A 21,289-nucleotide genomic window follows, 5' to 3' on the forward strand; every position below is an offset into this window, starting at 1 on the left:
CAATATGCTACAATTCAAATAAGCCTATAAAGAATATGCGGGTTTGTTATGAATACCCATGACCTTGTCGCTTTCGTCGCCGTGGTCGAGACCGGATCGATTGTCGCAGCTTCGGCGCGTCTCAATCTCACCCAGCCTGGCGTGACCCGACGCATCCAGAATCTCGAGGAGATGTTGGGGGCGCAGCTTCTGGATCGGCTCTCGAAGCCCCTGAAGCCGACGGCAGCGGGGCATGAGGCCTACGAGCAGGGCAGGCGCCTGCTCAGGATGCTGGACGACCTCAAGTCGGGCGTTGCCAGCGACGGAATGGTCCGCGGCGAGTTCAGGCTCGGCCTGACGCCGTTTCTCTCGGAAGCGGGCTTGACCGCACCACTCGATGCGGTGCGCGCCGAATTTCCCGCGCTGGCGGTGCGGGTGGTCTCCGGTTGGTCGCCGAACCAGCTCGAGCGTGTCTGCCGCAACGAGCTCGATGCAGCCGCGATTTGTCTCCCCGACGGTGCAGTGCCGCCCGCCGATCTGGCGGCCGACGATCTCGGCGCGCAGCCCGTCGTCTTCGTCGTCGCACGCGAGATGAAGATCCCGCGCACCGTCGACCTGGAACGGCTGTCCCAACTGTCGTGGGTGATCAACCAGGACGGCTGTGGATTTCGCGATACGCTGAAGCGAAAATTCGATGCCTCGCATCTGCCGTTCAACATCGCCGTCGAGGCGCTGGACAGTGAGCTCCGCCTGTCGCTGGTGTCGCGCGGCCTCGGCGTCGGGCTGGTCACCCCGATCGCCCTGAAACGTAGCGCATTTCGCGACAGGCTCAAGCCGGTCGCCGCGCGCGACTTCAAACCCGCCGTGCGCGCTTGGGTGGTGCATCGCGCCCCCGCCGGTCGGCTGGAGCGGCCGATCAAACTCTTTCGCGACGGATTGGTCCGGGAACTCCAGGCACTGATCGGGGGCTAGCTATCTCAGCTTCCCCCGTGCCGCCACCGGCAGCGTGCCGATGATCTCCTCGCCGCGCACCATCACCACTTCGTCCATCATGTTGACGACGACGCAGACATGATTTGGCACGACCCGCACGACGTCGCCGACGTTAGGCCGGGTGTTGCTGCGGGAGAGGTCGAGGAAGCCGTGCTCCTCGGCGAAGCGTGCGATCTTCGCTTCGGGGTGCTCCAGGATGAGGCCGTGGCCGTCGAGGCCGCCGGTGTCCGTCGTCAGAGTCTTTGAGCCGGCGTCCAGAATCCCGCGCTCAGGCGCGGCGCGGCTGACCACGGTCGAATAGATGTGCAGCGCGCAGTCGTCCCAGGTGGCGACGCCGGCCGCGACCTGCATGCGGTCGTTATAGATGTAGGTGCCGAAGCGATGCTCGGTGCCGCCCTTGAGCTTGCCGAGGTTCTTCAGGTTCGGCGTGCCGCCGGTCGAGACGATTTTTGCATCCAGCCCGTGTGCGCGCACGCCGGCCAGAGCTTCGTCATAGAATTTTTGGGCGTCCGCCCAACCAGTCTCGGTCGGATACAGCATGAAGCCGGCGAATTGCAGGCCCTTGGATGCGGCAATCTTCTGCGCCAGTGCAATCGCCTCGGCGGGCGTCTCGACGCCGGCGCGCTGGCGGCCGGTATCGCATTCGACCACGACCGATAGCGGTCGACCTGAGGCTGCGGCGGCCTTGGGCAGGCCGGCGACGACGGTCGAATTGTCAGCGGCGACCGTCATGTTGGCCTTCGCCTGCAGCGCCCCTAACCGCGCCATCTTCTCTTCGCCGAGCAGGTTGTAGCTGATCAGGATATCGTCGATGCCGGCATTGACCATGATCTCGGCTTCACCGAGCTTCTGGCACGTGATGCCCTTGGCACCGGCCGCGATCTGCATCTTCGCGATGGTGGGGTTCTTGTGCGTCTTGACGTGGGGACGGTTGGCGATCCCGGCGTCGTCGCAAGCCTTCTGAATCCGCGCGATGTTGCGCTCTACCTTGTCCATGTCGATAACGGCGCAGGGCGTGCCGTATTCGCGGGCGATCTTGGCGGCAAGGGTCGTTGTCATGGAAGTCTCTGAGTTGGCGCGCATCCCGTTTGCAAAAGCGGTGCCCACTTTTGCGGAATGCACGCTAGGCCTGTTCAATCTCTTCGCGCCGCACTTCGAGCTCCAGCCATTTGTCCTCGGCCTCGGCCAGTTCCTTTTGCGCCGTCGTCAGAGCGTCGGAGGCCTGGTCGAAGCGCTTGCGATCCTTGCGAAAGAGATCGGGGTCGTCAAGGAAGCGCTGCTGCTTGGCGATCTCGGCCTGCAGCTTGGCGATGGTCTTGGGCAGCGTCTCCAGCGCGTGTTGCTCGTTGAAGGTCAAGCGTCGTCTCGCGACGCCGGACGGCACGGCTGATCGCTGCTCTCTCGTCTCTTCGACGGCCTTCGCGGTCGCGCGCTTCACGTCGGCGCCGCGCTGGGCCAGCATGTCGGTATAGCCGCCGGCATATTCGAGCCAGCGTCCGTTGCCCTCGGGCACGATCACTGACGTCACCACGCGGTCGAGAAAATCGCGATCGTGGCTGATCAGAATCACGGTGCCCTCGTAGTCGCTGAGCATCTCCTCGAGGACGTCGAGGGTCTCCAGGTCGAGGTCGTTGGTCGGCTCGTCCAGCACCAGGAGGTTGGAGGGTTTTGCCAGCGCGCGTGCCAGCATCAGCCGGCCGCGCTCACCGCCCGACAGCACCTCCAGCGGCGTGCGCATCTGTTCCTGGGCGAACAGGAAGTCCTTCATGTAACTGACGACATGCTTCGGCTTGCCGCCAACCATGACATGGTCGCCGCGGCCGCCGGTCAGCGCCTCGGCCAGCGTCGTCTTCGGATCGAGACTTTCACGATGCTGGTCGAGCGTCGCCATCTCGATGTTGGCGCCGAGCCGTATGCTGCCGCTGTCCGGTGCGCTGCCGCCGGTCAGCATCTCGATCAGCGTGGTCTTGCCGGCGCCGTTCGGGCCGACGATGCCGATGCGATCGCCGCGCTGGACGCGGATCGAGAAGCCGTCGACGATCTTTCGCTCGCCATAGGACCGGCTGATATTCTTGGCCTCGATGACGAGCTTGCCGGACTTGTCGGCCTCGGCAGCCGCGAGGTTGGCGTTGCCCGTCGCGCCGCGATGGGTGCGGCGCTGGTCGCGCAGCGCGTGGAGATTGCCGAGTCGCTTGACGTTGCGCTTGCGGCGGCCCGAGACGCCGTAACGCAGCCAGTGCTCCTCGTTGACGATCTTGCGGTCGAGCTTGTGCTGGTCGCGCTCTTCCTCCGCGAGCACCTCGTCGCGCCAAGCCTCGAAGGCACTGAAGCCGCGGTCGATCTGCCGGATCTGGCCGCGGTCGAGCCAGGCGGTGCTGCGCGAGAGATTGCCGAGGAAGCGCCGATCGTGGCTGATGATCACCAGCGCGCAGCGGCGGCTCTCCAGTTCACTCTCCAGCCATTCGATGGTCGGAAGATCCAGATGGTTGGTCGGCTCATCCAGCAGCAGGATGTCGGGCGAGGGCGCCAGCACGCGTGCCAGCGCGGCGCGGCGCGCTTCGCCGCCGGAGACATGCGCCGGATCTTCTTCGCCGCTGAGACCGAGCTGCTCGACCAGATAGCGCGCCTGATAGTGGTCGTCGCCAGCATTGAGGCCGGCCTCGACATAAGCGAGCGTGGTGGAGAAACCGGAAAAATCCGGCTCCTGCGGCAGGTAGCGAATGGTGGCGCCGGGCTGCACGAAACGGCTGCCGCCATCCGGTTCGACCAGGCCGGCGGCGATCTTGAGCAGCGTCGATTTGCCGGAACCGTTGCGGCCGATCAGGCAGACGCGCTCGCCGGTCGAAACCGACAGTTCGACGCCCGCCAGGAGCGGCGTGCCGCCAAAGGTCAGCTTGATATCGCGCAGTTGAATCAGCGGTGGCGCCATGCGGTGTCTCAGTCCTGTCTTGTTGCGGCCTGGTCGGCGCGGCGGCGCTGAATGCGGCGGATGGTCTGGTCGAGCGTCGACAGAAACGTCGAGCGGTCGCGCGGTGAATACGATTTCGGACCGCCGGTGACTTCGCCGGCCGAGCGCAAATCGGTCATCAGGTTGCGGACCGCGAGCGTCATCCCGATCGATTCCTCGGTGAACGCCTTGCCGTTGGACGCGATCACATCGGCGCCGGCCTTCACGCAGCGGCTTGCGAGCGGAATATCCGAGGTAATGACGATGTCGCCGGGCCCGGCGCGTTCCGCGATCCAGTCATCGGCTGCGTCCATGCTGGCACCAGCGGCGATCCGCTCGATGAGTGGATCCTGGGGCACGCGGATGAAATTGCCCGCGACCACGCTCACGGGCAGGCCGTGCCTGCCGGCGACGCGATAGATCTCGTCCTTCACCGGACAGGCGTCGGCGTCGACATAGATACGGGTGGTGTTTTGAGGGTTCGTCATGGTCCGTAGATGGGGCTTGCGAAGCGGTTCCGCAGCAGCCGCGTGGTACCCCATTCGGGCCGCAAAGGCGAGGGGATTGACCCCGGTTCCTCAGGGCCTACGATCGGGCCGAAACAACAAGAAATTGGGGAAAGCCAAGCCATGCCGAACCGGCTCGAAACCTATCGCGTCCAGGCCTACAACACCGCCAAGCAATCCGAAAACAAGATGCATGACGATGCACTGGCGCGCCGTTTCGGGTTTTCCGGTGGGCTGGTCCCCGGCGTCGACGTCTTCGCCTACATGATGCATGTGCCGGTGGCGCGCTGGGGCCGCGATTTCCTGTCGCGCGGGCTGATCGAGGCGCGTTTCATCAAGCCGGTCTATGACGGCGAGACCGCCGACGTCGATGCGACCGAGCACAACGGCCTGCTCACCATCGAGGTGTTCAGCCGCACCGAGCTGTGTGCCACCGGCACGGCGTCGCTGCCGGCGATTGCGACTGCGGTATCGTTGAGCGACTATGTCGAGGTCCCCGCGATTGCCGAGCGCAAACCGGTCAGCCCGGCAACATTCGAGACCGGCAAATGGCTGGGCACGACACCGCGCCGCTGGGCCGGGCAGGATGCCGCCGACTATCTCGCCGACATCCGTGAAACCGATCCGATCTTCGCGGGCGGGGGGCTCGGCCATCCCGGCCTGATTCAGCGCGTCATGAACCGCGTGCTGGTGGACAACACGATCCTCGGCCCCTGGATCCATGTCGGCAGCCGCATGCAATTGCTGTCAGCCGCGCGCGCCGGCGACGAGATCACCGCGCGGGCAAAAGTCACCGCGAACTACGAGAAGAAGGGCCACCGCTTCGTCGAGCTCGACGCGCTGGTGGTCGCCAACGGCACGACGCCGCTGGCGCACTGCCAGCACATCGCGATCTACCAGCCGCGCGAGCAGGCGGCGGCTTAGGCGGCATGTAAGGGGCGCAGCGCGTCCTCACCCTCGCTGTCATTCCCCGCGAAGGCGGGGAATCCAGTACGCCGAGGCTCCTCCGTATCCCACGACCGTCTCTGGAATACTGGATCGTCCGCTTTCGCGGACGATGACAGCGGAGTTTGTGGCGACGACGGAACGCCCTTTACGCCGCTTTCCCCTTCGCATCCTGGATCGCGCGCCACACGCGTTCCGGCGTCAGCGGCATGTCGATGTGCTTGATGCCGTATTCGGAGAGCGCGTCGATCACCGCGTTCACGACCGTCGACAGGCTGCCGGCGCAGCCGGCTTCGCCGCAGCCTTTGCTGCCGAGCGGATTGGTCGTGGCCGGCACCGGGTGGTCGCCGACCGTCATGTTCGGAACGTCCTCGGCGCGCGGCAGAGCGTAGTCCATCAGCGAGCCCGTGATCGGCTGGCCGCTCTCGTCGTAGCGGACGTGCTCCATGAGAGCTTGGCCAATGCCCTGGACGACGCCGCCATGGAGCTGGCCTGCGACCAGCAGCGGGTTGATCACCGTGCCGAAATCGTTGACCGCGCTGTAGCGCACGATCTGCACGACGCCGGTCTCAGGGTCGATCTCGACCTCGGCGACATGGCAGCCGTTCGGGAAGGCTGACGGCACCGGTTCGCTGGTGTGATCGACGTCGAGGCTGTCGGGCACGCCCTCCGGCATCTTGCCGTCGTGCAGGCGCTTGGCGAGCTCCATGATGTCGATGCTGCGGTCGGTGCCGGCGATCGTAAAACTGCCGCCTTCGAATTCGATGTCGGCTTCGGATGCCTCCAGCATGTGCGCGGCGGCGCGCTTGCCCTTTTCGATCACGAGCTTGGCGGCGCCCACGATCGCCATGCCGGTCGCGGTGATCGAGCGCGAGCCACCGGTGCCGTTGCCGGTGTGGACGATGTCGCTGTCGCCCTGCACCAGCTTGACGCTGTCGAAGGGAACGCCGAGCTGCTGGCAGAGGACCTGCGCGAATGCGGATGCGTGGCCCTGACCGTAATCGAGCGTCCCGGTGATGAGCTGCACCGAGCCATCGGGATCGAACACGATCTTGCCGAGCTCGACGCCGGGAGGTGCGGTCACCTCCAGATAGGAGCCGACGGCGATGCCACGCAGCTTGCCGGACTTCTTGCTCTCCTTCTTGCGCTTGGCAAAATTCTCGTGGTCGGAGATTTCGAGGGCCTTGTTGAAGACGGCCTGGAAGTCGCCGCTGTCATAGGTGACGCCGGAGGACGCGGCGAACGGCATCTGGTTCTGCTTGATGAAGTTGCGCTTCCGCAGGGTCAGCCGGTTGATGCCCATCTCGTCCGCGGCGCGGTCGATTAGCCGCTCCATGTAGTAGTTGGCCTCGGGCCGGCCGGCGCCGCGATAGGCGCCCATCAACGTGGTGTTGGTCAGCACCGTCTTGATGTCGACGGCCATCAGCGGCGTGCGATAGACGCTGGAAAAGTTCTTGCTGGTGTTGAGCGAGAGCGGGCTGGGCGCAACGCCGGTGATGTAGGCACCGAGATTGCCGTAGCCCGAGAGCTTGGCGGCGAGGAAATGCCCCTCGGCATCCAGCGCGAGTTCGGCGTGAATTTTCTGCGCACGGCCGTGGCTGTCGGACAAGAAGCTGGTCGAGCGTTCGTCCAGCCATTTCACCGGCCGTCCCAGCGTCTTTGCCGCGTACAGGATGCACATGTATTCGGGGTAATTGATGTTCTTCATGCCGAAGGAGCCGCCGACATTGGCGGTGAGAATGCGCACATTTTCGTTCGGCACTTTCAGGTTCTTGGCGAGATTGGCACGGTTGCCTGCCACCCCCTGCGTGGGCACCTGAAGAGTGTAGCGCTCGGTCTTCTTGTCATAGGAGGCAAGGCCAACGCGTGGCTCCATCGAGACCACGGCGACGCGGGTGTTCTCGATGTCGACCTTGGTCACGTGAGCAGCACTGGCGAAGGCCGCGTTGACCTTGTCGGTGTCGCCATAGTGGTAGTCGAGCGCGACATTGTTCGGGATGTGGTCGTAGAGCTGCGGCGCGCCGGGTTTTGCGGCTTCCTCGGGATCGGTCACCGCCGGCAGCGGCTCGATGTCGAGTTCGACCGCCTCGGCCGCGTCGCGCGCCTGGGCCAGCGTCTCCGCCACCACGAAGGCGACGGGATCGCCGACGAAGCGGACCTTGTCGGTTGCGAGCGGCTGGCGGTTGGTCTGGAGCAGGGGCGAGCCGTCACGGCTCTTCAGCGGCAGGCCGCAGGTGAAGGGGCCGTAGCCGGCCGCATCGAGGTCTTTGCCGGTCCACACCCCGAGCACGCCCGGCATTGCTCTGGCTGCATCGATGTTGATGCCGCGAATGACGCCATGGGCATGGGTCGAGCGAACGATCACGGCATGGGCCTGGCCGGGCAGGTTGAAATCGTCGGTGTAGCGGCCCTTGCCGCGCACAAGGGTATCGTCCTCCTTGCGGCGGACCGGCTGCCCGACGCCATATTTTTGCAGTGCAATAGCGTTTTCGAGCGTGGAGGATTTGGTGTGTTCTTGCATGGAATTGACCTGAAAAGCCGGCAAATGCGCGGTTTGGGGGGCGCCTGGGGTCCGGACCCCTCAAAAATAACCCACCGGCCCGCTCACGACAACGCACGAATGGGCATGGTCCCATGTGATGCGTTGTTGCGCAGGATTGGTGCGCTGCTAATGTTTCAGGCGAAAAAGCAATTCCAGATCGGCCTAACCGGCCGCGGAAAGACAGTTTGTATGAATGACCACACGCGGCTCCGCGACGGCCTTGCGCCGCACGGTGAGCTGGGGTCGATGGCGGCGGCGTTCGCCACTGAACCGGCCGTCGGCGCGCAAGCGCCGGGAACCGGCGTCTACGCGGCGCTCGACCTCGGCACCAACAATTGCAGGCTCCTGATCGCCTGTCCGACCCACGACGGCTTTCGCGTGGTCGATTCCTTCTCGCGCATCATCCGGCTCGGCGAGGGCGTCTCGGCAACCGGGTGCATCAGCGAGGCCGCGATCGAACGCGCCATCGTGGCGCTTGGCATCTGCCGCGACAAGATCAACCTGCGCAAAGCGCGGCGGCTGCGGCTGATCGCCACCGAAGCGTGCCGCGCCGCCTCGAATGCCGAAGGCTTTCGCAGCCGCGTCGCTGCCGAGACCGGGATCGAGCTCGAGGTAATCGACCGCGAGACCGAGGCGGCGCTTGCCGTGCTCGGCTGCTCGCCGCTGGTCGATCCCAGGGGGCGCGGCGCAATCCTGTTCGACATCGGCGGCGGCTCGACTGAGCTGGTACGGATCGAGCGCGACGCCGCAAATCCGGAGCCGCGCATCAAAGCCTGGATGTCGATCCCGTTCGGTGTGGTCACGCTTGCCGAGCAGTTCGGGGGCCGCGACGTGACGCCCGAGATCTACGCCGCGATGGAGCGCGAGGTCGCCCATCACATCGCGCCGTTCGCCGAACAGCATGGCGGCGATCTCACTGATATGCATCTGCTCGGCACGTCAGGCACTGTGACGACGCTCGCCGGCATCCATCTCAACCTCGCGCGCTACGACCGCCGCCGCATCGACAGCGTCTGGATGAACGATACCGACGTCACCGCGACCATTAATAAGCTGCTTGGCATGAGCTACGAGGAGCGCGCCGCGAACAGCTGCATTAGCGTTGAGCGCGCCGATCTCGTCCTGGCCGGCTGCGCCATCCTCGACGCGATCCGCCGCGCCTTTCCGCTGCCACGCCTGCGCGTCGCCGACCGGGGCTTGCGCGAAGGCATGCTGGTCGAGATGATGCGCGAAGACGGCGCGCTCAGGAGCTGGTGAGATGGTCAAGGACACCACCGGCCGTTTGCACGTCCAGGTCAAGACCCACGGCAAGCGCAAATTGTCGTCGAAGCTCTGGCTGGAGCGGCAGCTCAACGATCCCTATGTGGTGAAGGCGAAGGCGCTGGGCTATCGCTCGCGCGCCGCGTTCAAGCTGCTCGAGATCGATGACAAATACCGGCTGCTGAAGCACGGCATGGCTGTGGTCGATCTCGGCGCCGCGCCGGGCGGCTGGAGCCAGATTGCCGCCAAGCGCGTCGGCTCGGTCGACGGCAAGGGCAAGGTCATCGCGATCGACCTGCTCGAAATCCCCGAGATTGCCGGCGTCGAGTTCGCGCAGCTCGACTTCATGGACAATGACGCGCCGGACAAGCTCAAGGCCATGCTCGACGGCGGCGCCGACATTGTCATGTCCGACATGGCTGCCAACACCACCGGTCATCGCAAGACCGACCAGCTTCGCATCGTCGGCCTGATCGAGACCGCTGCCGCGTTCGCCTGCGATGTGCTGAGGCCGGGCGGGACCTTCCTGGCGAAGGCGTTCCAGAGTGGCGCCGACGCCGAACTGCTCGCCCAGCTCAAGCGCGATTTCGCCACGGTGCGTCACGTCAAGCCGGCCGCAAGCCGTGCGGATTCCTCGGAGCGCTACGTTCTCGCGACGGGATTTCGGGGGGCTCGCAACGACGAGGTGGAGCACTAGCCCAGCCGCTGATCCCGCACATCCTGCGTATCCTCGGTCGCCGCCTTGACGGCCGCCTTGGCCGCGCCCTTGCCGGCACCTTTGCGGCTCGCGATCTCCACCGCTTTGCGGCCGGAAACTTCGTGGCCGGCATCGGCGGGCATCTGCCAGAAGAACCAGCTCGACGCCGCCGAAGTCAGGGCGATCACGAGAAAGGCCGGCGCAAACACGGTGGCGTCGAGCTCGCTGACGTGGCTGAACCACATTGTCGTCTCCACGGAGGCGGCGCCGACCGCGACGCCGGCCGAGACCGCGAGCTGCTGGTTGACGCTGACGAGCGTGGTGGCGCGGCTCATCTGCGCCTGCTCGACCTCGGCATAGGCCACCGTGTTGATCGCGGTGAACTCGAGCGAACGGAAGAAGCCGCCGACCACCAGGATGATCATGATGATCAGCAGGGGCGTCGTCACGGTGAAGAGGGCACAGGCGGCCAGGAAAACCGCACTGATGATCGCGTTCACCGTCATCAGGTTGCGGAAGCCGAAGGCGCGGATGATGCGCGCGGCCAGCGCCTTCATGCCCATGGCGCCGAGCGAGGAGCCAAACGTGACGAGGCCGGACTTGAACGGCGAGAGGCCGAATCCGATCTGCATCAGCAGTGGCAGCAGGAACGGTAGCGCGCCGATGCCGAGCCGAAACATGAAGCCGCCGAGAACGGCCGCGCGCAGTGTCGGCAGCCTCAGCAGCGTAAAGTCCAGCACCGGCGACCCCGTTCGCCGCGCGTGAAGGACATACAGCGACATCGAGATCGATCCGCCGACGACCAGGGCAGCAACCGTGCTCCATGGCAGCAGATTGAGTCCGGCGACCGACAGCCCGAAGGCGATGCCGGCGAGCCCGAGGCCCGCGAGCACCATGCCGTAGAGGTCGAACGGCTCTCGTTCCTCGCTTTTGATGGGATCGATGAAGCGCAAGGCCATGAAGATGCCGAGCAGCCCGATCGGGATGTTGATCAGGAAGATCCAGTGCCATGACGCGTAGGTGGTGATGAAGCCGCCGAGCGGCGGCCCGATCACGGGGCCGATCAGGGCAGGGACCGTCACCCACGCCATCGCGTTGACCAGCGCGCTCTTGTCGACCGACCGCAGCAGCACGAGGCGCCCGACCGGCGTCATCATTGCCCCGCCCATGCCTTGGAGGATGCGCGCGAACACGAAATCGGTGACCGATGTCGAGAGCGCGCAGCCGACCGAGCCGACCATGAACACGCCGACGGCAATCGCAAACACCAGGCGCGCGCCGAACCGGTCGGCGGTCCAGCCGCTCGCCGGGATGAAGACCGCAAGCGACAGCAGATAGGAAGTGATCGCGAGCTTGAGCGTCAGTGGGCTGGTGCCGATGTCGGCCGCAATCGCGGGCAGCGACGTGGCGATCACCGTCGAGTCCATGTTCTCCATGAAGAGAGCAGTGGCTACGATCAGCGGAATGATGCGTTGCTTGTCGACCATGACGGATTGGTAATGGACATCGGGAACGAAGGGCGAGAATTGCGGCTTATCACCGCCACTGGGCCGCGACCATTGCGGATCGACGCATAGCACCTAAATCCCGCGTGACCCCAAGCGGGTGCGCCCTGCGCCGGAGATCGATGATCTGCCGTTCGCCAGTACGTGCCGCCGCGAAGGCTATCCGCCGCCGAACTTGCCCAAAAAAGCCTGTGCATGGCTGGCCGGCGGTCCGAATTGCTTTGATTCGTCGCCCGCCCGTGCTATCGACCCGCGTCAACCCCACCGATGGGCTCCGATTCTCCGGCGTTGCCGCAAGGTACGCCGAGGGCGGCGCTCATCCATAGCTATTTGCGGCAGGGCCGCGGAAGGAGTTGGCACATGGCCACGGTGCAACAAGGCATTCGCGAAGCCCTCACGTTCGACGACGTGCTGCTGAAGCCGGGCCTGTCGGACGTCATGCCGGGCGAGGTCGACATCCGCTCCCGCGTCACCCGCGCCATTCCGCTCAACATCCCGATCATGGCCTCCGCCATGGACACGGTCACCGAAGCCCGCATGGCGATCGCCATGGCGCAGGCCGGCGGCATCGGCGTCATCCATCGCAATTTCGATCCCGAAGGGCAGGCTGCCCAGGTGCGGCAGGTCAAGCGCTACGAGTCGGGCATGGTGGTGAACCCGCTCACGATCAGCCCGGACGCCACGCTGGACGACGCGCTCAAGCTGATGAGCGATCACGGCATCTCCGGCATTCCCGTCGTCACCGGTGCGGGCAAGTCCACGCCGGGCAAGCTGGTCGGCATTCTCACCAACCGCGACGTCCGCTTCGCCACCGACCGCCAGCAAAAAATCTCCGAGCTGATGACCCATGAAGGTCTCGTCACGGTGCGCGAGAATGTCAGCCAGGACGAGGCGCGGCGGATGCTGCATCAGCATCGCATCGAGAAGCTGCTTGTGGTCGACGAGCAGTATCGCTGCGTCGGCCTGGTCACCGTGAAGGACATGGAGAAGGCGGTCGCCCATCCGCTGGCCTGCAAGGACGCGCAGGGCCGCCTCCGCGTCGCCGCCGCCACCACGGTCGGCGATAGCGGCTTCGAGCGCACCGAGCGGCTGATCGATGCCGGCGTCGATCTCGTCGTGGTCGACACCGCGCACGGCCATTCCCGTCACGTGCTCCATGCGGTCAACCGCATCAAGCGCCTGTCCAATTCCGTGCAGGTCGTTGCCGGCAACGTCGCGACCTCGGAGGGTGCGCAGGCGCTGATCGATGCGGGCGCGGACTGCATCAAGGTCGGCATCGGCCCGGGCTCGATCTGCACCACTCGCATCGTCGCCGGCGTCGGCGTTCCCCAGCTCACCGCGATCATGGATGCGGTCGAGGCGGCGAAGAAGTCGGACATCCCCGTCATTGCCGACGGCGGCATCAAGTTTTCCGGAGACCTTGCCAAAGCGCTCGCTGCCGGTGCCGACATCGCGATGGTCGGCTCGCTGCTCGCCGGCACCGACGAGACGCCCGGTGAAGTGTTCTTGTGGCAGGGCCGCTCCTACAAGGCCTATCGCGGCATGGGCTCGGTCGGCGCGATGGCGCGCGGCTCGGCCGACCGCTACTTCCAGCAGGACATCAAGGACACGCTCAAGCTCGTGCCCGAAGGCATCGAGGGCCAGGTGCCCTACAAGGGCCCGGTCGGCAACGTCATGCACCAGCTCGCCGGCGGCCTGCGCGCCGCGATGGGCTATGTCGGTGCAAAGGACATGAAGGACCTGCACGACAAGGCCCAGTTCGTCCGCATCACCGGCGCGGGCCTGCGCGAAAGCCACGTCCACGACGTCACCATCACGCGCGAGGCGCCGAACTATCCGGGCGGGGGTTAGGCTCGCGGCTGCGCGTTGGAATTGCCCAAATGACGGTGTCATGCCCCGCGAAGGCGGGGCATCCAGTACGCCGCGGCCTTTCGGCTCTACCACGACCCTCTCGGATTACTGGATCGCCCGCGGGCGATGACAGCGAGAGTGTGCTTTTGTGTTGACGTGCTCCGCTCCCTCCGCTTCCGTTCGCGCCGAAGCATAATCAGGAGGAAGCCATCATGTCCCAAGGCAAACGCATCGTTCTCGCCGCGCGTCCCGTCGGGGAGCCAAAGCCGTCCGATTTCCGCATCGAGGAATTCGCGGTTCCTACGCCTGCCGCAGGCGAAGTCCTGCTGCGCACGATCTGGCTCTCGCTCGATCCCTATATGCGCGGGCGCATGAGCGACGGTCCGTCCTACGCGACGCCGGTGCCCGTCGGTGGTGTGATGGAAGCCGGTACGGTCTGCGAGGTCGCAGCCTCCAACAATCCAAACTTTGCCAAGGGTGACATCGTGCTCTCGCGCGCGGGCTGGCAGACGCACGCGATCTCCGACGGCAAGGGGCTGAACAAGATCGACCCGAAGCTCGCGCCGATCTCGACGGCCGTCGGCGTGCTGGGCATGCCCGGCATGACCGCCTACACGGGCCTGCTCGATATCGGCAAGCCGCAGCAAGGCGAGACCGTCGTCGTCGCCGGCGCCTCCGGCGCGGTCGGCTCGGCCGTGGGACAGATCGCGAAGATCAAGGGCGCACGCGCGGTTGGAATCGCCGGCGGCAAGGACAAATGCGATTACGTCGTGAAGGAGCTCGGCTTCGATGCCTGCATCGATCACCGCGATCCCGATCTGGCCGCGAAGCTGAAGGACGCCTGCCCGAAGGGCATCGACGTCTATTTCGAGAATGTCGGCGGCGCCGTGTTCGAGGCGGTGTTCCCGCTGCTCAATGCGTTTGCGCGCGTACCCGTCTGCGGCCTCATCGCCCACTACAATGACACTGAAGCGAAGCCGCCGAAATGGGCCGCCAGCATGATGCGCGCGACCCTGACCAAGCGGCTGACCTTCCGCGGCTTCATCGTCTCCGACTTCGCCTCCCGCCATGGCGACTTCCTGCGCGACATGTCCGGCTGGGTCCGCGAGGGCAAGGTCAAGTACAAGGAGTTCGTCACCGAGGGCCTGGAGAGCGCGCCCGAAGCCTTCATGGGGCTTCTCAAGGGGGCCAATTTCGGCAAGCAGCTGGTGCGGGTCGGGCCGGACAAAGCTTGATCGGCCGCTCTCGCCCCCTCGGGGGCCGGGTATGGTTAACAAAGAGTGACTGATCGGCCACACCCGCCCGTAAAAGCCGCAGGTGTGACCGTCGGTTCATTGACGGGCTCGCGAAGGCATTGAATCATTGCGCATATTTCAGGTGCGATGATGTTAGAGCTTGTTGTTTTCTGCGTAATCCTGCTGGCTGCCGGTTATTGGGCGACCATGTTTGTCATGGGCCGTCGCGACGACGTCATCCATGGCAAGTTCGTCCATACCGAGGACGTGTTCGCGCAATCCGCGATGCCCACACCCACGCCGCCATTCCCCAAGCGCCCGGTCAATGCCGCGCGGCCTGCCAATGTTCTGCCCGCCAATACCGGGGCCAAACCGGTGAACAGCGACGCGCTGCAGTCCTTGCTTGCCGCGATCCAGCAGGATCTCAAAAGCGTCGCTTGAGCAGCGATGGGCAGCGCTCATGCTCGCCGCCCATCTGGGCGAGCAGCTCCTCGATATCGATATCGACCTGGCCCGCGGCCCTGACGTGGCGAACCTCGAAGCCGTCGGGCTGGAAGCGGTACTCCACGAGCCCGACCTCCTTGATCGCGATCCGGTCCTGGCGCGCATCGTTGATCTTGAAGCCGGCCGACGGCGCCCAGACGTGGCGGGTGTGGCGCCAGGTAAAGTCGCGCCGCTGGTGCACGTGACCGCTGGCGATGAGGCGCAGGTCGACATGTGCAAACATCTCGATCAGCCGCGCGCGGGCCGGTTGCGGCACATAGCGGATCGACGTCTCCGGCGTCTCGGGGTCGTCGGGCCCGTTGAGAAATACCGGCTTGTGTACGAACAGCGCGACCGGCTTGCCGTTCGTGCGCGAAACTTCCGAAGCAAGCCAATCGAACTGCTCGGCCTCGAAGGCGAGCCCTGAGTTCATCACCAGCGAGTTGAGGCCGAGGAAGCACCAGCCCGCGGCCTCGAACGACCAATGGTCCTCGCCGATGATCTCGCGGAATTGCTGACGATGCGCTTCCGCGACCGGCGGCTTCGGCGCAGGGCCGATCGCGGTCGGATTGTCGCCAATGTCGTGATTGCCGGGGATGTAGCGGCAGGCGACGGGCAGGGCATCGTGCAGGCCCTTGGCGAATTCGACATCGTCGCGGCTGGTCGGCCCGTCGAACGAGACGTCGCCGGTGTTGACAACGAGATCGGGCCTATCGGTGTCGATATGCTCGCTGAGCGCCTGGAAGTTGGCGATCAGGCCAGGGAAGCGCCGGCCAAGATGGGCGTCGGAGATCTGTGTCAGGCGAAATTCGGACATGGATCGATCATAGGCCACGCCCGACGTCGGAACGATGACGGCGCGTCCGCGGTCAGCGATCGAACAAAGTTTAAAGCACGCGATAGCGGATTGTGTAGGCGTCCTGCGGCGCGACCGGGCTTGCCAGCGGCGAGGCGATGCGGTCGGCGAGGTGCCAAGGGCCGAACTGAGGGCCGAACTGAGGGCCGAACTGAGGGCCGAACTGAGCGCCGGACTGTTCGGAGCGATGCGGCTCGGCCGGCAGGCGGAGGCGGAATTCGAAGGTGCCCTTGCCGGGCAGGTTCACGACCAGCACGCGGTCCGCAGTGCGGTGGTTGAGCGGTACCGCGCCACGCAGCACGGAGCGGCCATCACCGAGCTCCCGCACGCCCTCGACCAGTGCCAGCGTCTGGTTGCGCTCGGTATGCAGCTCGATCTGGGTGTCGGACACCGCCGCCAAGGTCTCCTTGGGCATGCGGATCTCGAACTCGACCGCGGGTTTCGAGGGATTGAGGCCGAGATAGGCCAGCGCGGCATGGCGCATGTCGTAGGCGGCAAACGCAAACAGAGCGAGGAGGGCGAGCGCAGCGAGGCCATGCCTGAGGACATCGCGCCAGGTCCGATAGCTCATTCGGAAGTAGACCGTCATCGCCAGCGCCACCGCAAGCGCGGTCGCGATGCCTGCCAGCGCCGACATCAGGATGCCGAACTGCCCGTCGGCTGACTCGGTCAAAGTGCCGGTCAGGCTGCCGATCTGGCTGAAGAGGGTGTTCATGGCGGTATCTCGCCTTGCGCCCCGAGGGGCCAAAATCGCTTTAACTGTCGACAGTTGGTCGCCTCATCGGGAACGCCGGTTCAACTCGTTGATTGTCAGGACCAGCGGTGACCGCTAATGGACGCTAGCTGTGCCTTCCGCCGGATGGGAAAATCCCGAGAAATTTCGATGTCCATTCAAATGGTTTTGCTGCCGGTCTTCGTGCAGGTCGGTCTCACCTTCGCGCTCCTGATCGCCATGGCGCTGGGACGCCGGCGCGCGCTCGTCTCCGGCGAGACCAAGAGCCGTGACATTGCGCTCGGCGAGCCCAACTGGCCCAAGGGCGCCACACAAATCGCCAATTGCTACCGCAACCAGTTCGAATTGCCGGTGCTGTTCTACGCCCTGATCGCGCTGGCGCTCCCGTTGCGCCATGCCGATCTCTTCATCGTGCTGATGTCCTGGGTGTTCGTGGTGACGCGCTTCGTCCATGCCGGAATCTTCGTCTCCTCCAACAATCTCGGGCGCCGCTCCACGATCTGGCTCGCCGGCGTGCTCGTGCTGCTCGCGATGTGGATCTACTTCGCACTGAAGATGCTCTTGTTGATCTGACGGTTAGCCGTCGGATTTGATCTGAAAGATTCAAATGACTCCCGCTGCCCGGCTGTCCGCAGCCATCGAACTGATCGACACCATCGAGAAAGACCGCGTGCCCGCGGCCAAGGCGCTGAAAGAATGGGGCACCGCGCACCGCTTCGCCGGATCCGGCGACCGCGCCGCCATTGCCGGCCTCGTCTGGGACGTGCTGCGCCGCTATGCTTCGAGCGCCTACCTGATGGATTCGGACACCGCGCGTGCTCGGCTGATCGGCATGCTCCGCCTCGAGCGCAACATGGACGCGGCGACCATGGCCGCGCTGTTCGACGGCAGCCGCTTTGCCCCCGCGCCGTTGACCGAGGCCGAGCAGGCCGCGCTCGCCTCGCGGTCGCTTGAAGGTGCCCCGGCCGCGATCGCCGGTGACTATCCGGAATGGCTGGATCCGTATTTGGCAAAAGCGTTCGGCGACGAACGCGTCGCGGAGGCGGCCGCGATGGCGAGCCGGGCGCCGCTCGACCTGCGCGTCAACACGTTAAAATCCAATCGCGACAAGACGCTGGGGGCGCTTGCTCACCTTCATGCGAAACCGACGCGTTGGTCCGCAACCGGCCTGCGCATCGAGCTTTCGGCCGATGCGCGCAACCCCGGCATCCAGGCCGAAGAGGATTTCATCAAGGGCGCCATTGAAGTGCAGGATGAGGGGTCACAGCTTGCGGCTGCCTTGACCGCGGCAAAACCCGGCGAGCAGGTGATCGATCTCTGTGCGGGGGCCGGCGGCAAGACGCTGGCGCTCGCCGCGATGATGCAGGGCAAGGGCCGGCTGATCGCGACCGACAGCGACAAGCGGCAACTTGCGCCCATTCACGAACGCCTGTCGCGCGCCGGCGTCCACAATGCCGATGTGCGCACGCCCAAGGGCGAGGCCGATCCGCTGGCGGAGATCAGCGCGACCGCCGACCTCGTCGTGATCGACGCGCCCTGCACGGGAACCGGAACCTGGCGCCGCAATCCGGATGCCAAATGGCGCATGCGTCCGGGCGCGCTGGAGATTCGCTTGCGGGACCAGACCGCGGTGCTCGATCGCGCGGTTCCGCTGCTCAAGGCCGGCGGCCGCATCGCCTACATCACCTGCTCGGTGCTCTCAGAGGAGAACGGCGAACAGGTGAGGGCGTTCACCGCCCGCCATCCCGAGTTCGCTGTGGTGCCGCCCGAGCAGACCGCGAGCGTGCTCTGGGACAAGGCCGAGGAGTTTGCGCAAGCCGCGCTGCAATCGCCGGAAGGCTGGCTGATGACGCCGCGGCGGACGGGGACGGACGGGTTCTTCGTCTCGGTCTTGAAGAAGGCATAGCCCACCCCACGACATCGCGGATGACGCGACGCCTGTCTCACCAAACAAGAACCCCGCGAACCGGAACCCGGTCGCGGGGTTTTCTAACTCGACGTTCTGCCGGTACGTCCGTGGTCAGAACGGTGCGCGGGCTTTAGCCGACGCGGAGATTGTCAGCCGAGGACTTGCCGCTGCGACGATCGGCGACGATGTCGAACGAGACCTTCTGACCTTCGTTGAGGGTCGAGAGGCCAGCGCGCTCGACGGCGCTGATGTGCACGAACACGTCCTTGTCGCCGTCATCCGGCTGAATGAAACCAAAACCCTTTTGATTGTTGAACCACTTCACGGTGCCCATAGCCATGGGAATTTCCTTTGCTTAAGAAGTTAACACGCGGACCGGTACGCACTATTGCGCCCATAGTCCTGATCAGTCGATGTTGGAGAAATCATCTGAAGCGTGCGCGCCCGTCAGCAACGAAGCGAAGCGGCCCAGTCGTTCGGCCAAGTATCGATGATCACAATATAGCGAGATTTTGGGGCCACTTCAAGGCACCACCCGCCGCTCGGGATGTCGCCGAATTTTGCTATTTTGCGGTGCAAATTAACCCTTCCGGGGCGCCTCAATCGACGATAAACAGCGTCGCCCCCGTCGTCGTCGAGGATCGGTGCGCTGCATCGCCGAAATCCGAGACCTGGTAGCTCATCCCCGCCGTGAGCTTGAACTTGCGGCCGTCGCGCAGCTCGCTGTCGAGCTCGCCCTGCAGCACGTACAGCACGTGGCCGCGGTCGCACCAATGGTCGGCGAGATAGCCCGGCGAATATTCGACCATCCGCACCCGGAGATCGCCGATGTCGAGCGTACGCCACTTGGCTTGCCCGGTCTCGCCGGGATGGACGGTCGGCTCGACCTTGCTCCAGTCGGTGACGGTGAAAGGGGAGGTGGGGAGCTTCATGATGGTGATCCTGAGGCGGCGACGGCAGTGCCGTTACTATCGGATGCTTTCGCGGTAGTCCTCATTTTTACAGTTCTTATTGTTTTCGGCCCTTATTTTTGCCCATGCATCAGCGCGCAATCTGCCGTCACCGGCATCCTGCTTGCGATGATGACCCAGACCAGCAGCGCGGCGGCACTGATTCCCGCGCCGAGCACGCAGACGCCGGACCAGCCGGCCATCGCGTACACCATCGTCGACGCGATCGCGCCAATCGCGCTTCCGACCGAGTAGAACACCATGTAACCGCCCACCAGTCGGCTCGCCGCATCGGGCCGCACGGCGATGATCAGGCTCTGGCTCGTCACGTGCACGGCCTGGAGTCCCAGATCCAGCACGATCACGCCGGCGACGACCAGCCAGAGCGAGCTTTGCAGGCAGGCGATCGGAGCCCAGGCAGCCAGCATCAGCAGCAGTGACAGCCCGGTGGTCCGCTGGGCCCATCCGAGATCGGCAAGCCGCCCGGCATTGCGCGCCGCGAGCGCTCCGGCGAACCCGGCGACGCCGAGCAATCCGATGGTGGTATGCGACAGCGCGAAGGGAGGCGCCGAGAGCGGCAGCACGATCGACGTCCAGAACACGTTGAGATTGGCGAAGATCAGAAACGCAAACAACGCGCGCTCGCGCAGTATCGGCTCCTCGACAAACAGCGAGGCGGTTGAGCGCAACAGCGACAGATAAGAGGATCGGGCCAGCGCCGACTGCCGGCCGCGCGGCAGCACGCGCAGGAGCAGCGCCGCCATGGCCAGCATGAGGCCGGCCGAGACCAGGTAGACCATTCGCCAGCCGCCGAAATCGGCCAGCGCGCCCGAGGCGAACCGCGCCAGCAGGATGCCGGCGACGATGCCGCTCGTGACGGTGCCGATCGCGCGGCCGCGCCCGTCCGGTCTGGCCAGCGTCGCGGCAAAGGCGACGAGGACCTGGACGACGACGGCGAGCATGCCGACTAGCGCCATTCCCACAAGCAGCACGGCGGCATGCGCCGCCGTGCCGACGATGACGAGGCCGATCGCCGACAGCACGGTCTGGCCGACGATCAGGCGGCGGCGATCCCAGAGGTCGCCGAGCGGCACGATCAGGATCAGGCCGAACGCGTAGCCGATTTGGGTGAAGGTCACCACCATCCCGATCGCGGCGGGGTCGATGCCGAGATCGCGCGCCATGGCATCGAGCAGCGGCTGCGCGAAGTAGATATTGGCGACGCTCAGGCCGCAGGTCAGCGCCAGCAGCATCGCCATCCCGCGCGAGAGCCCGCGCCCGGCGGTGTCGTCGGCCTTTTCGTCGGCGTTGGTCGGTCCGGCTGTGGCGGCATCGTGGATTGTCATTGTCGTCTCCGGCACGTTCTATCTAGTCTTAAAATAAGACCAGTTGCACACCGCGCTGTCCAGTCCTATTTTAAGACCAATTTGGAGGCGGCGAATGAAGCGGACCGGTTTTGCCGAGGCTGACTGCCCGGTGGCGCGTGCACTGGACGCAGTTGGGGACATTTGGTCGCTTCTGATCGTGCGCGATGCCTTCGACGGGCTGCGTCGATTTGGCGATTTCCAGAAGAACCTCGGCATCGCCAAGGGCATGCTCACTGCGCGGCTGCACAGGCTGGTGGAGCTTGGCGTGCTCGAACTGATTCCGGCCTCCGACGGCAGCGCCTATCGGGAATATGCGCTGACCAAGAGGGGGCGCGAGCTGTTTCCAGTCGTGGTCAGCTTGCGCCAATGGGGCGAAGCGAATCTCTACGCGCGCGGCGAAGTCCATTCGGACCTGGTGGACGAGACGGGCCAGCCGGCCGGGAAGCTCGTGCTTCCGTCGCGGGCCGGCCGTCCACTGGCATGGTCCGATACCAGGGTGAGAAAGGCCGGTCTGCGCAAGCGCTGATTCGC

General features: G+C 65.2%; 20 protein-coding genes. 10 read left to right on the top strand and 10 right to left on the bottom strand.

The window, feature by feature from the left end; translation table 11 throughout:
• Positions 1-48: 48 nt before the first annotated feature.
• On the top strand, positions 49-951 hold the full coding sequence (locus tag ACFQX9_RS21010) for a LysR family transcriptional regulator (RefSeq protein WP_204510951.1): 903 nt from the start codon (positions 49-51) through the stop codon (positions 949-951).
• Here the strand turns inward: ACFQX9_RS21010 and ACFQX9_RS21015 are convergent, their stop codons facing one another.
• The 3 genes from ACFQX9_RS21015 to ACFQX9_RS21025 all read right to left on the bottom strand — a co-directional run bounded on the left by ACFQX9_RS21015 (position 952) and on the right by ACFQX9_RS21025 (position 4,407).
• The gene (locus ACFQX9_RS21015) at positions 952-2,031 is read right to left on the bottom strand and encodes an alanine racemase (RefSeq protein WP_377790322.1); all 1,080 of its coding nucleotides are present in this window, start codon (positions 2,029-2,031) and stop codon (positions 952-954) included.
• 64 nt (positions 2,032-2,095) lie between these two features.
• Complete coding sequence (locus tag ACFQX9_RS21020) at positions 2,096-3,901, bottom strand: ABC-F family ATP-binding cassette domain-containing protein (RefSeq protein ID WP_247391318.1); 1,806 nt, start codon at positions 3,899-3,901, stop codon at positions 2,096-2,098.
• An 8-nt stretch (positions 3,902-3,909) separates the two neighbouring features.
• Positions 3,910-4,407, bottom strand: coding sequence for a YaiI/YqxD family protein (locus tag ACFQX9_RS21025; RefSeq protein ID WP_018459205.1), 498 nt, complete (start codon positions 4,405-4,407; stop codon positions 3,910-3,912).
• Between the two features lie 141 nt (positions 4,408-4,548).
• Between ACFQX9_RS21025 and ACFQX9_RS21030 the strand changes: the two genes are divergently transcribed.
• A complete protein-coding gene (locus ACFQX9_RS21030; protein WP_377790325.1) occupies positions 4,549-5,349 on the top strand; it encodes a hypothetical protein in 801 nt (266 codons plus the stop codon).
• Between the two features lie 169 nt (positions 5,350-5,518).
• Here ACFQX9_RS21030 and ACFQX9_RS21035 read toward each other — a convergent pair whose 3' ends face one another.
• On the bottom strand, positions 5,519-7,891 hold the full coding sequence (locus ACFQX9_RS21035) for a xanthine dehydrogenase family protein molybdopterin-binding subunit (RefSeq protein ID WP_247370811.1): 2,373 nt from the start codon (positions 7,889-7,891) through the stop codon (positions 5,519-5,521).
• A gap of 210 nt (positions 7,892-8,101) precedes the next feature.
• On the opposite strand from ACFQX9_RS21035, the gene ACFQX9_RS21040 reads away from it, so the two are divergent.
• Together ACFQX9_RS21040 and ACFQX9_RS21045 are read left to right on the top strand one after the other, a co-directional pair.
• Positions 8,102-9,169, top strand: coding sequence for a Ppx/GppA phosphatase family protein (locus ACFQX9_RS21040; protein WP_026233757.1), 1,068 nt, complete (start codon positions 8,102-8,104; stop codon positions 9,167-9,169).
• 1 nt (position 9,170) lies between these two features.
• Positions 9,171-9,869, top strand: coding sequence for an RlmE family RNA methyltransferase (locus ACFQX9_RS21045; RefSeq protein WP_018459201.1), 699 nt, complete (start codon positions 9,171-9,173; stop codon positions 9,867-9,869).
• On the opposite strand, the gene ACFQX9_RS21050 is transcribed toward ACFQX9_RS21045, so the two are convergent.
• The gene (locus ACFQX9_RS21050) at positions 9,866-11,356 is read right to left on the bottom strand and encodes an MFS transporter (protein WP_085362189.1); all 1,491 of its coding nucleotides are present in this window, start codon (positions 11,354-11,356) and stop codon (positions 9,866-9,868) included. The two genes, ACFQX9_RS21045 and ACFQX9_RS21050, sit on opposite strands and share 4 nt — an antisense overlap.
• A 378-nt stretch (positions 11,357-11,734) precedes the next feature.
• Between ACFQX9_RS21050 and guaB the strand changes: the two genes are divergently transcribed.
• From guaB to ACFQX9_RS21065, 3 genes are all read left to right on the top strand, one after another.
• Positions 11,735-13,225, top strand: a complete 1,491-nt coding sequence (guaB, locus tag ACFQX9_RS21055; protein WP_007609139.1) for an IMP dehydrogenase — start codon at positions 11,735-11,737, stop codon at positions 13,223-13,225.
• Between the two features lie 212 nt (positions 13,226-13,437).
• Complete coding sequence (locus ACFQX9_RS21060; RefSeq protein ID WP_085352852.1) at positions 13,438-14,460, top strand: NADP-dependent oxidoreductase; 1,023 nt, start codon at positions 13,438-13,440, stop codon at positions 14,458-14,460.
• Positions 14,461-14,610: 150 nt separating this feature from the next.
• Positions 14,611-14,901, top strand: a complete 291-nt coding sequence (locus ACFQX9_RS21065) for a hypothetical protein (RefSeq protein WP_026233756.1) — start codon at positions 14,611-14,613, stop codon at positions 14,899-14,901.
• Here the strand turns inward: ACFQX9_RS21065 and ACFQX9_RS21070 are convergent.
• Positions 14,885-15,760: a metallophosphoesterase family protein gene (locus ACFQX9_RS21070; protein WP_377790327.1), complete on the bottom strand. Its 876-nt coding sequence runs from the start codon at positions 15,758-15,760 to the stop codon at positions 14,885-14,887. The two genes, ACFQX9_RS21065 and ACFQX9_RS21070, sit on opposite strands and share 17 nt — an antisense overlap.
• Before the next feature lie 70 nt (positions 15,761-15,830).
• Positions 15,831-16,514, bottom strand: a complete 684-nt coding sequence (locus ACFQX9_RS21075) for an acriflavin resistance protein (protein ID WP_377790329.1) — start codon at positions 16,512-16,514, stop codon at positions 15,831-15,833.
• A gap of 168 nt (positions 16,515-16,682) precedes the next feature.
• Between ACFQX9_RS21075 and ACFQX9_RS21080 the strand changes: the two genes are divergently transcribed.
• Together ACFQX9_RS21080 and ACFQX9_RS21085 are read left to right on the top strand one after the other, a co-directional pair.
• On the top strand, positions 16,683-17,105 hold the full coding sequence (locus tag ACFQX9_RS21080) for an MAPEG family protein (protein WP_026233755.1): 423 nt from the start codon (positions 16,683-16,685) through the stop codon (positions 17,103-17,105).
• A gap of 34 nt (positions 17,106-17,139) precedes the next feature.
• On the top strand, positions 17,140-18,438 hold the full coding sequence (locus ACFQX9_RS21085) for an RsmB/NOP family class I SAM-dependent RNA methyltransferase (protein WP_247406367.1): 1,299 nt from the start codon (positions 17,140-17,142) through the stop codon (positions 18,436-18,438).
• A 133-nt stretch (positions 18,439-18,571) separates the two neighbouring features.
• Here the strand turns inward: ACFQX9_RS21085 and ACFQX9_RS21090 are convergent, their stop codons facing one another.
• The 3 genes from ACFQX9_RS21090 to ACFQX9_RS21100 form a co-directional block, all read right to left on the bottom strand.
• Positions 18,572-18,781: a cold-shock protein gene (locus ACFQX9_RS21090; RefSeq protein ID WP_007592195.1), complete on the bottom strand. Its 210-nt coding sequence runs from the start codon at positions 18,779-18,781 to the stop codon at positions 18,572-18,574.
• A gap of 259 nt (positions 18,782-19,040) precedes the next feature.
• Positions 19,041-19,373, bottom strand: coding sequence for a DHCW motif cupin fold protein (locus tag ACFQX9_RS21095; RefSeq protein WP_085362172.1), 333 nt, complete (start codon positions 19,371-19,373; stop codon positions 19,041-19,043).
• Positions 19,374-19,465: 92 nt separating this feature from the next.
• A complete protein-coding gene (locus ACFQX9_RS21100) occupies positions 19,466-20,737 on the bottom strand; it encodes an MFS transporter (protein WP_377790333.1) in 1,272 nt (423 codons plus the stop codon).
• Between the two features lie 94 nt (positions 20,738-20,831).
• On the opposite strand from ACFQX9_RS21100, the gene ACFQX9_RS21105 reads away from it, so the two are divergent.
• Positions 20,832-21,284, top strand: a complete 453-nt coding sequence (locus ACFQX9_RS21105; RefSeq protein ID WP_377790335.1) for a winged helix-turn-helix transcriptional regulator — start codon at positions 20,832-20,834, stop codon at positions 21,282-21,284.
• Positions 21,285-21,289: the final 5 nt, after the last annotated feature.

The organism is Bradyrhizobium sp. GCM10028915, assembly GCF_042666195.1.
GTDB lineage: Bacteria > Pseudomonadota > Alphaproteobacteria > Rhizobiales > Xanthobacteraceae > Bradyrhizobium > Bradyrhizobium canariense_D.

What these genes read in the sequence shown, in the direction of transcription:
- ACFQX9_RS21105 (WP_377790335.1), top strand. Translation starts at nt 20,832, where the DNA reads ATGAAGCGGACCGGTTTTGCCGAGGCTGACTGCCCGGTGGCGCGTGCA.
- ACFQX9_RS21050 (WP_085362189.1), bottom strand. Translation starts at nt 11,356, where the DNA reads ATGGTCGACAAGCAACGCATCATTCCGCTGATCGTAGCCACTGCTCTC.
- ACFQX9_RS21015 (WP_377790322.1), bottom strand. Translation starts at nt 2,031, where the DNA reads ATGACAACGACCCTTGCCGCCAAGATCGCCCGCGAATACGGCACGCCC.
- ACFQX9_RS21020 (WP_247391318.1), bottom strand. Translation starts at nt 3,901, where the DNA reads ATGGCGCCACCGCTGATTCAACTGCGCGATATCAAGCTGACCTTTGGC.
- ACFQX9_RS21060 (WP_085352852.1), top strand. Translation starts at nt 13,438, where the DNA reads ATGTCCCAAGGCAAACGCATCGTTCTCGCCGCGCGTCCCGTCGGGGAG.
- ACFQX9_RS21075 (WP_377790329.1), bottom strand. Translation starts at nt 16,514, where the DNA reads ATGAACACCCTCTTCAGCCAGATCGGCAGCCTGACCGGCACTTTGACC.
- ACFQX9_RS21085 (WP_247406367.1), top strand. Translation starts at nt 17,140, where the DNA reads ATGACTCCCGCTGCCCGGCTGTCCGCAGCCATCGAACTGATCGACACC.
- ACFQX9_RS21090 (WP_007592195.1), bottom strand. Translation starts at nt 18,781, where the DNA reads ATGGCTATGGGCACCGTGAAGTGGTTCAACAATCAAAAGGGTTTTGGT.
- ACFQX9_RS21010 (WP_204510951.1), top strand. Translation starts at nt 49, where the DNA reads ATGAATACCCATGACCTTGTCGCTTTCGTCGCCGTGGTCGAGACCGGA.
- ACFQX9_RS21065 (WP_026233756.1), top strand. Translation starts at nt 14,611, where the DNA reads ATGTTAGAGCTTGTTGTTTTCTGCGTAATCCTGCTGGCTGCCGGTTAT.
- ACFQX9_RS21025 (WP_018459205.1), bottom strand. Translation starts at nt 4,407, where the DNA reads ATGACGAACCCTCAAAACACCACCCGTATCTATGTCGACGCCGACGCC.
- ACFQX9_RS21035 (WP_247370811.1), bottom strand. Translation starts at nt 7,891, where the DNA reads ATGCAAGAACACACCAAATCCTCCACGCTCGAAAACGCTATTGCACTG.
- ACFQX9_RS21095 (WP_085362172.1), bottom strand. Translation starts at nt 19,373, where the DNA reads ATGAAGCTCCCCACCTCCCCTTTCACCGTCACCGACTGGAGCAAGGTC.
- guaB (WP_007609139.1), top strand. Translation starts at nt 11,735, where the DNA reads ATGGCCACGGTGCAACAAGGCATTCGCGAAGCCCTCACGTTCGACGAC.
- ACFQX9_RS21100 (WP_377790333.1), bottom strand. Translation starts at nt 20,737, where the DNA reads ATGACAATCCACGATGCCGCCACAGCCGGACCGACCAACGCCGACGAA.
- ACFQX9_RS21070 (WP_377790327.1), bottom strand. Translation starts at nt 15,760, where the DNA reads ATGTCCGAATTTCGCCTGACACAGATCTCCGACGCCCATCTTGGCCGG.
- ACFQX9_RS21040 (WP_026233757.1), top strand. Translation starts at nt 8,102, where the DNA reads ATGAATGACCACACGCGGCTCCGCGACGGCCTTGCGCCGCACGGTGAG.
- ACFQX9_RS21045 (WP_018459201.1), top strand. Translation starts at nt 9,171, where the DNA reads ATGGTCAAGGACACCACCGGCCGTTTGCACGTCCAGGTCAAGACCCAC.
- ACFQX9_RS21030 (WP_377790325.1), top strand. Translation starts at nt 4,549, where the DNA reads ATGCCGAACCGGCTCGAAACCTATCGCGTCCAGGCCTACAACACCGCC.
- ACFQX9_RS21080 (WP_026233755.1), top strand. Translation starts at nt 16,683, where the DNA reads ATGTCCATTCAAATGGTTTTGCTGCCGGTCTTCGTGCAGGTCGGTCTC.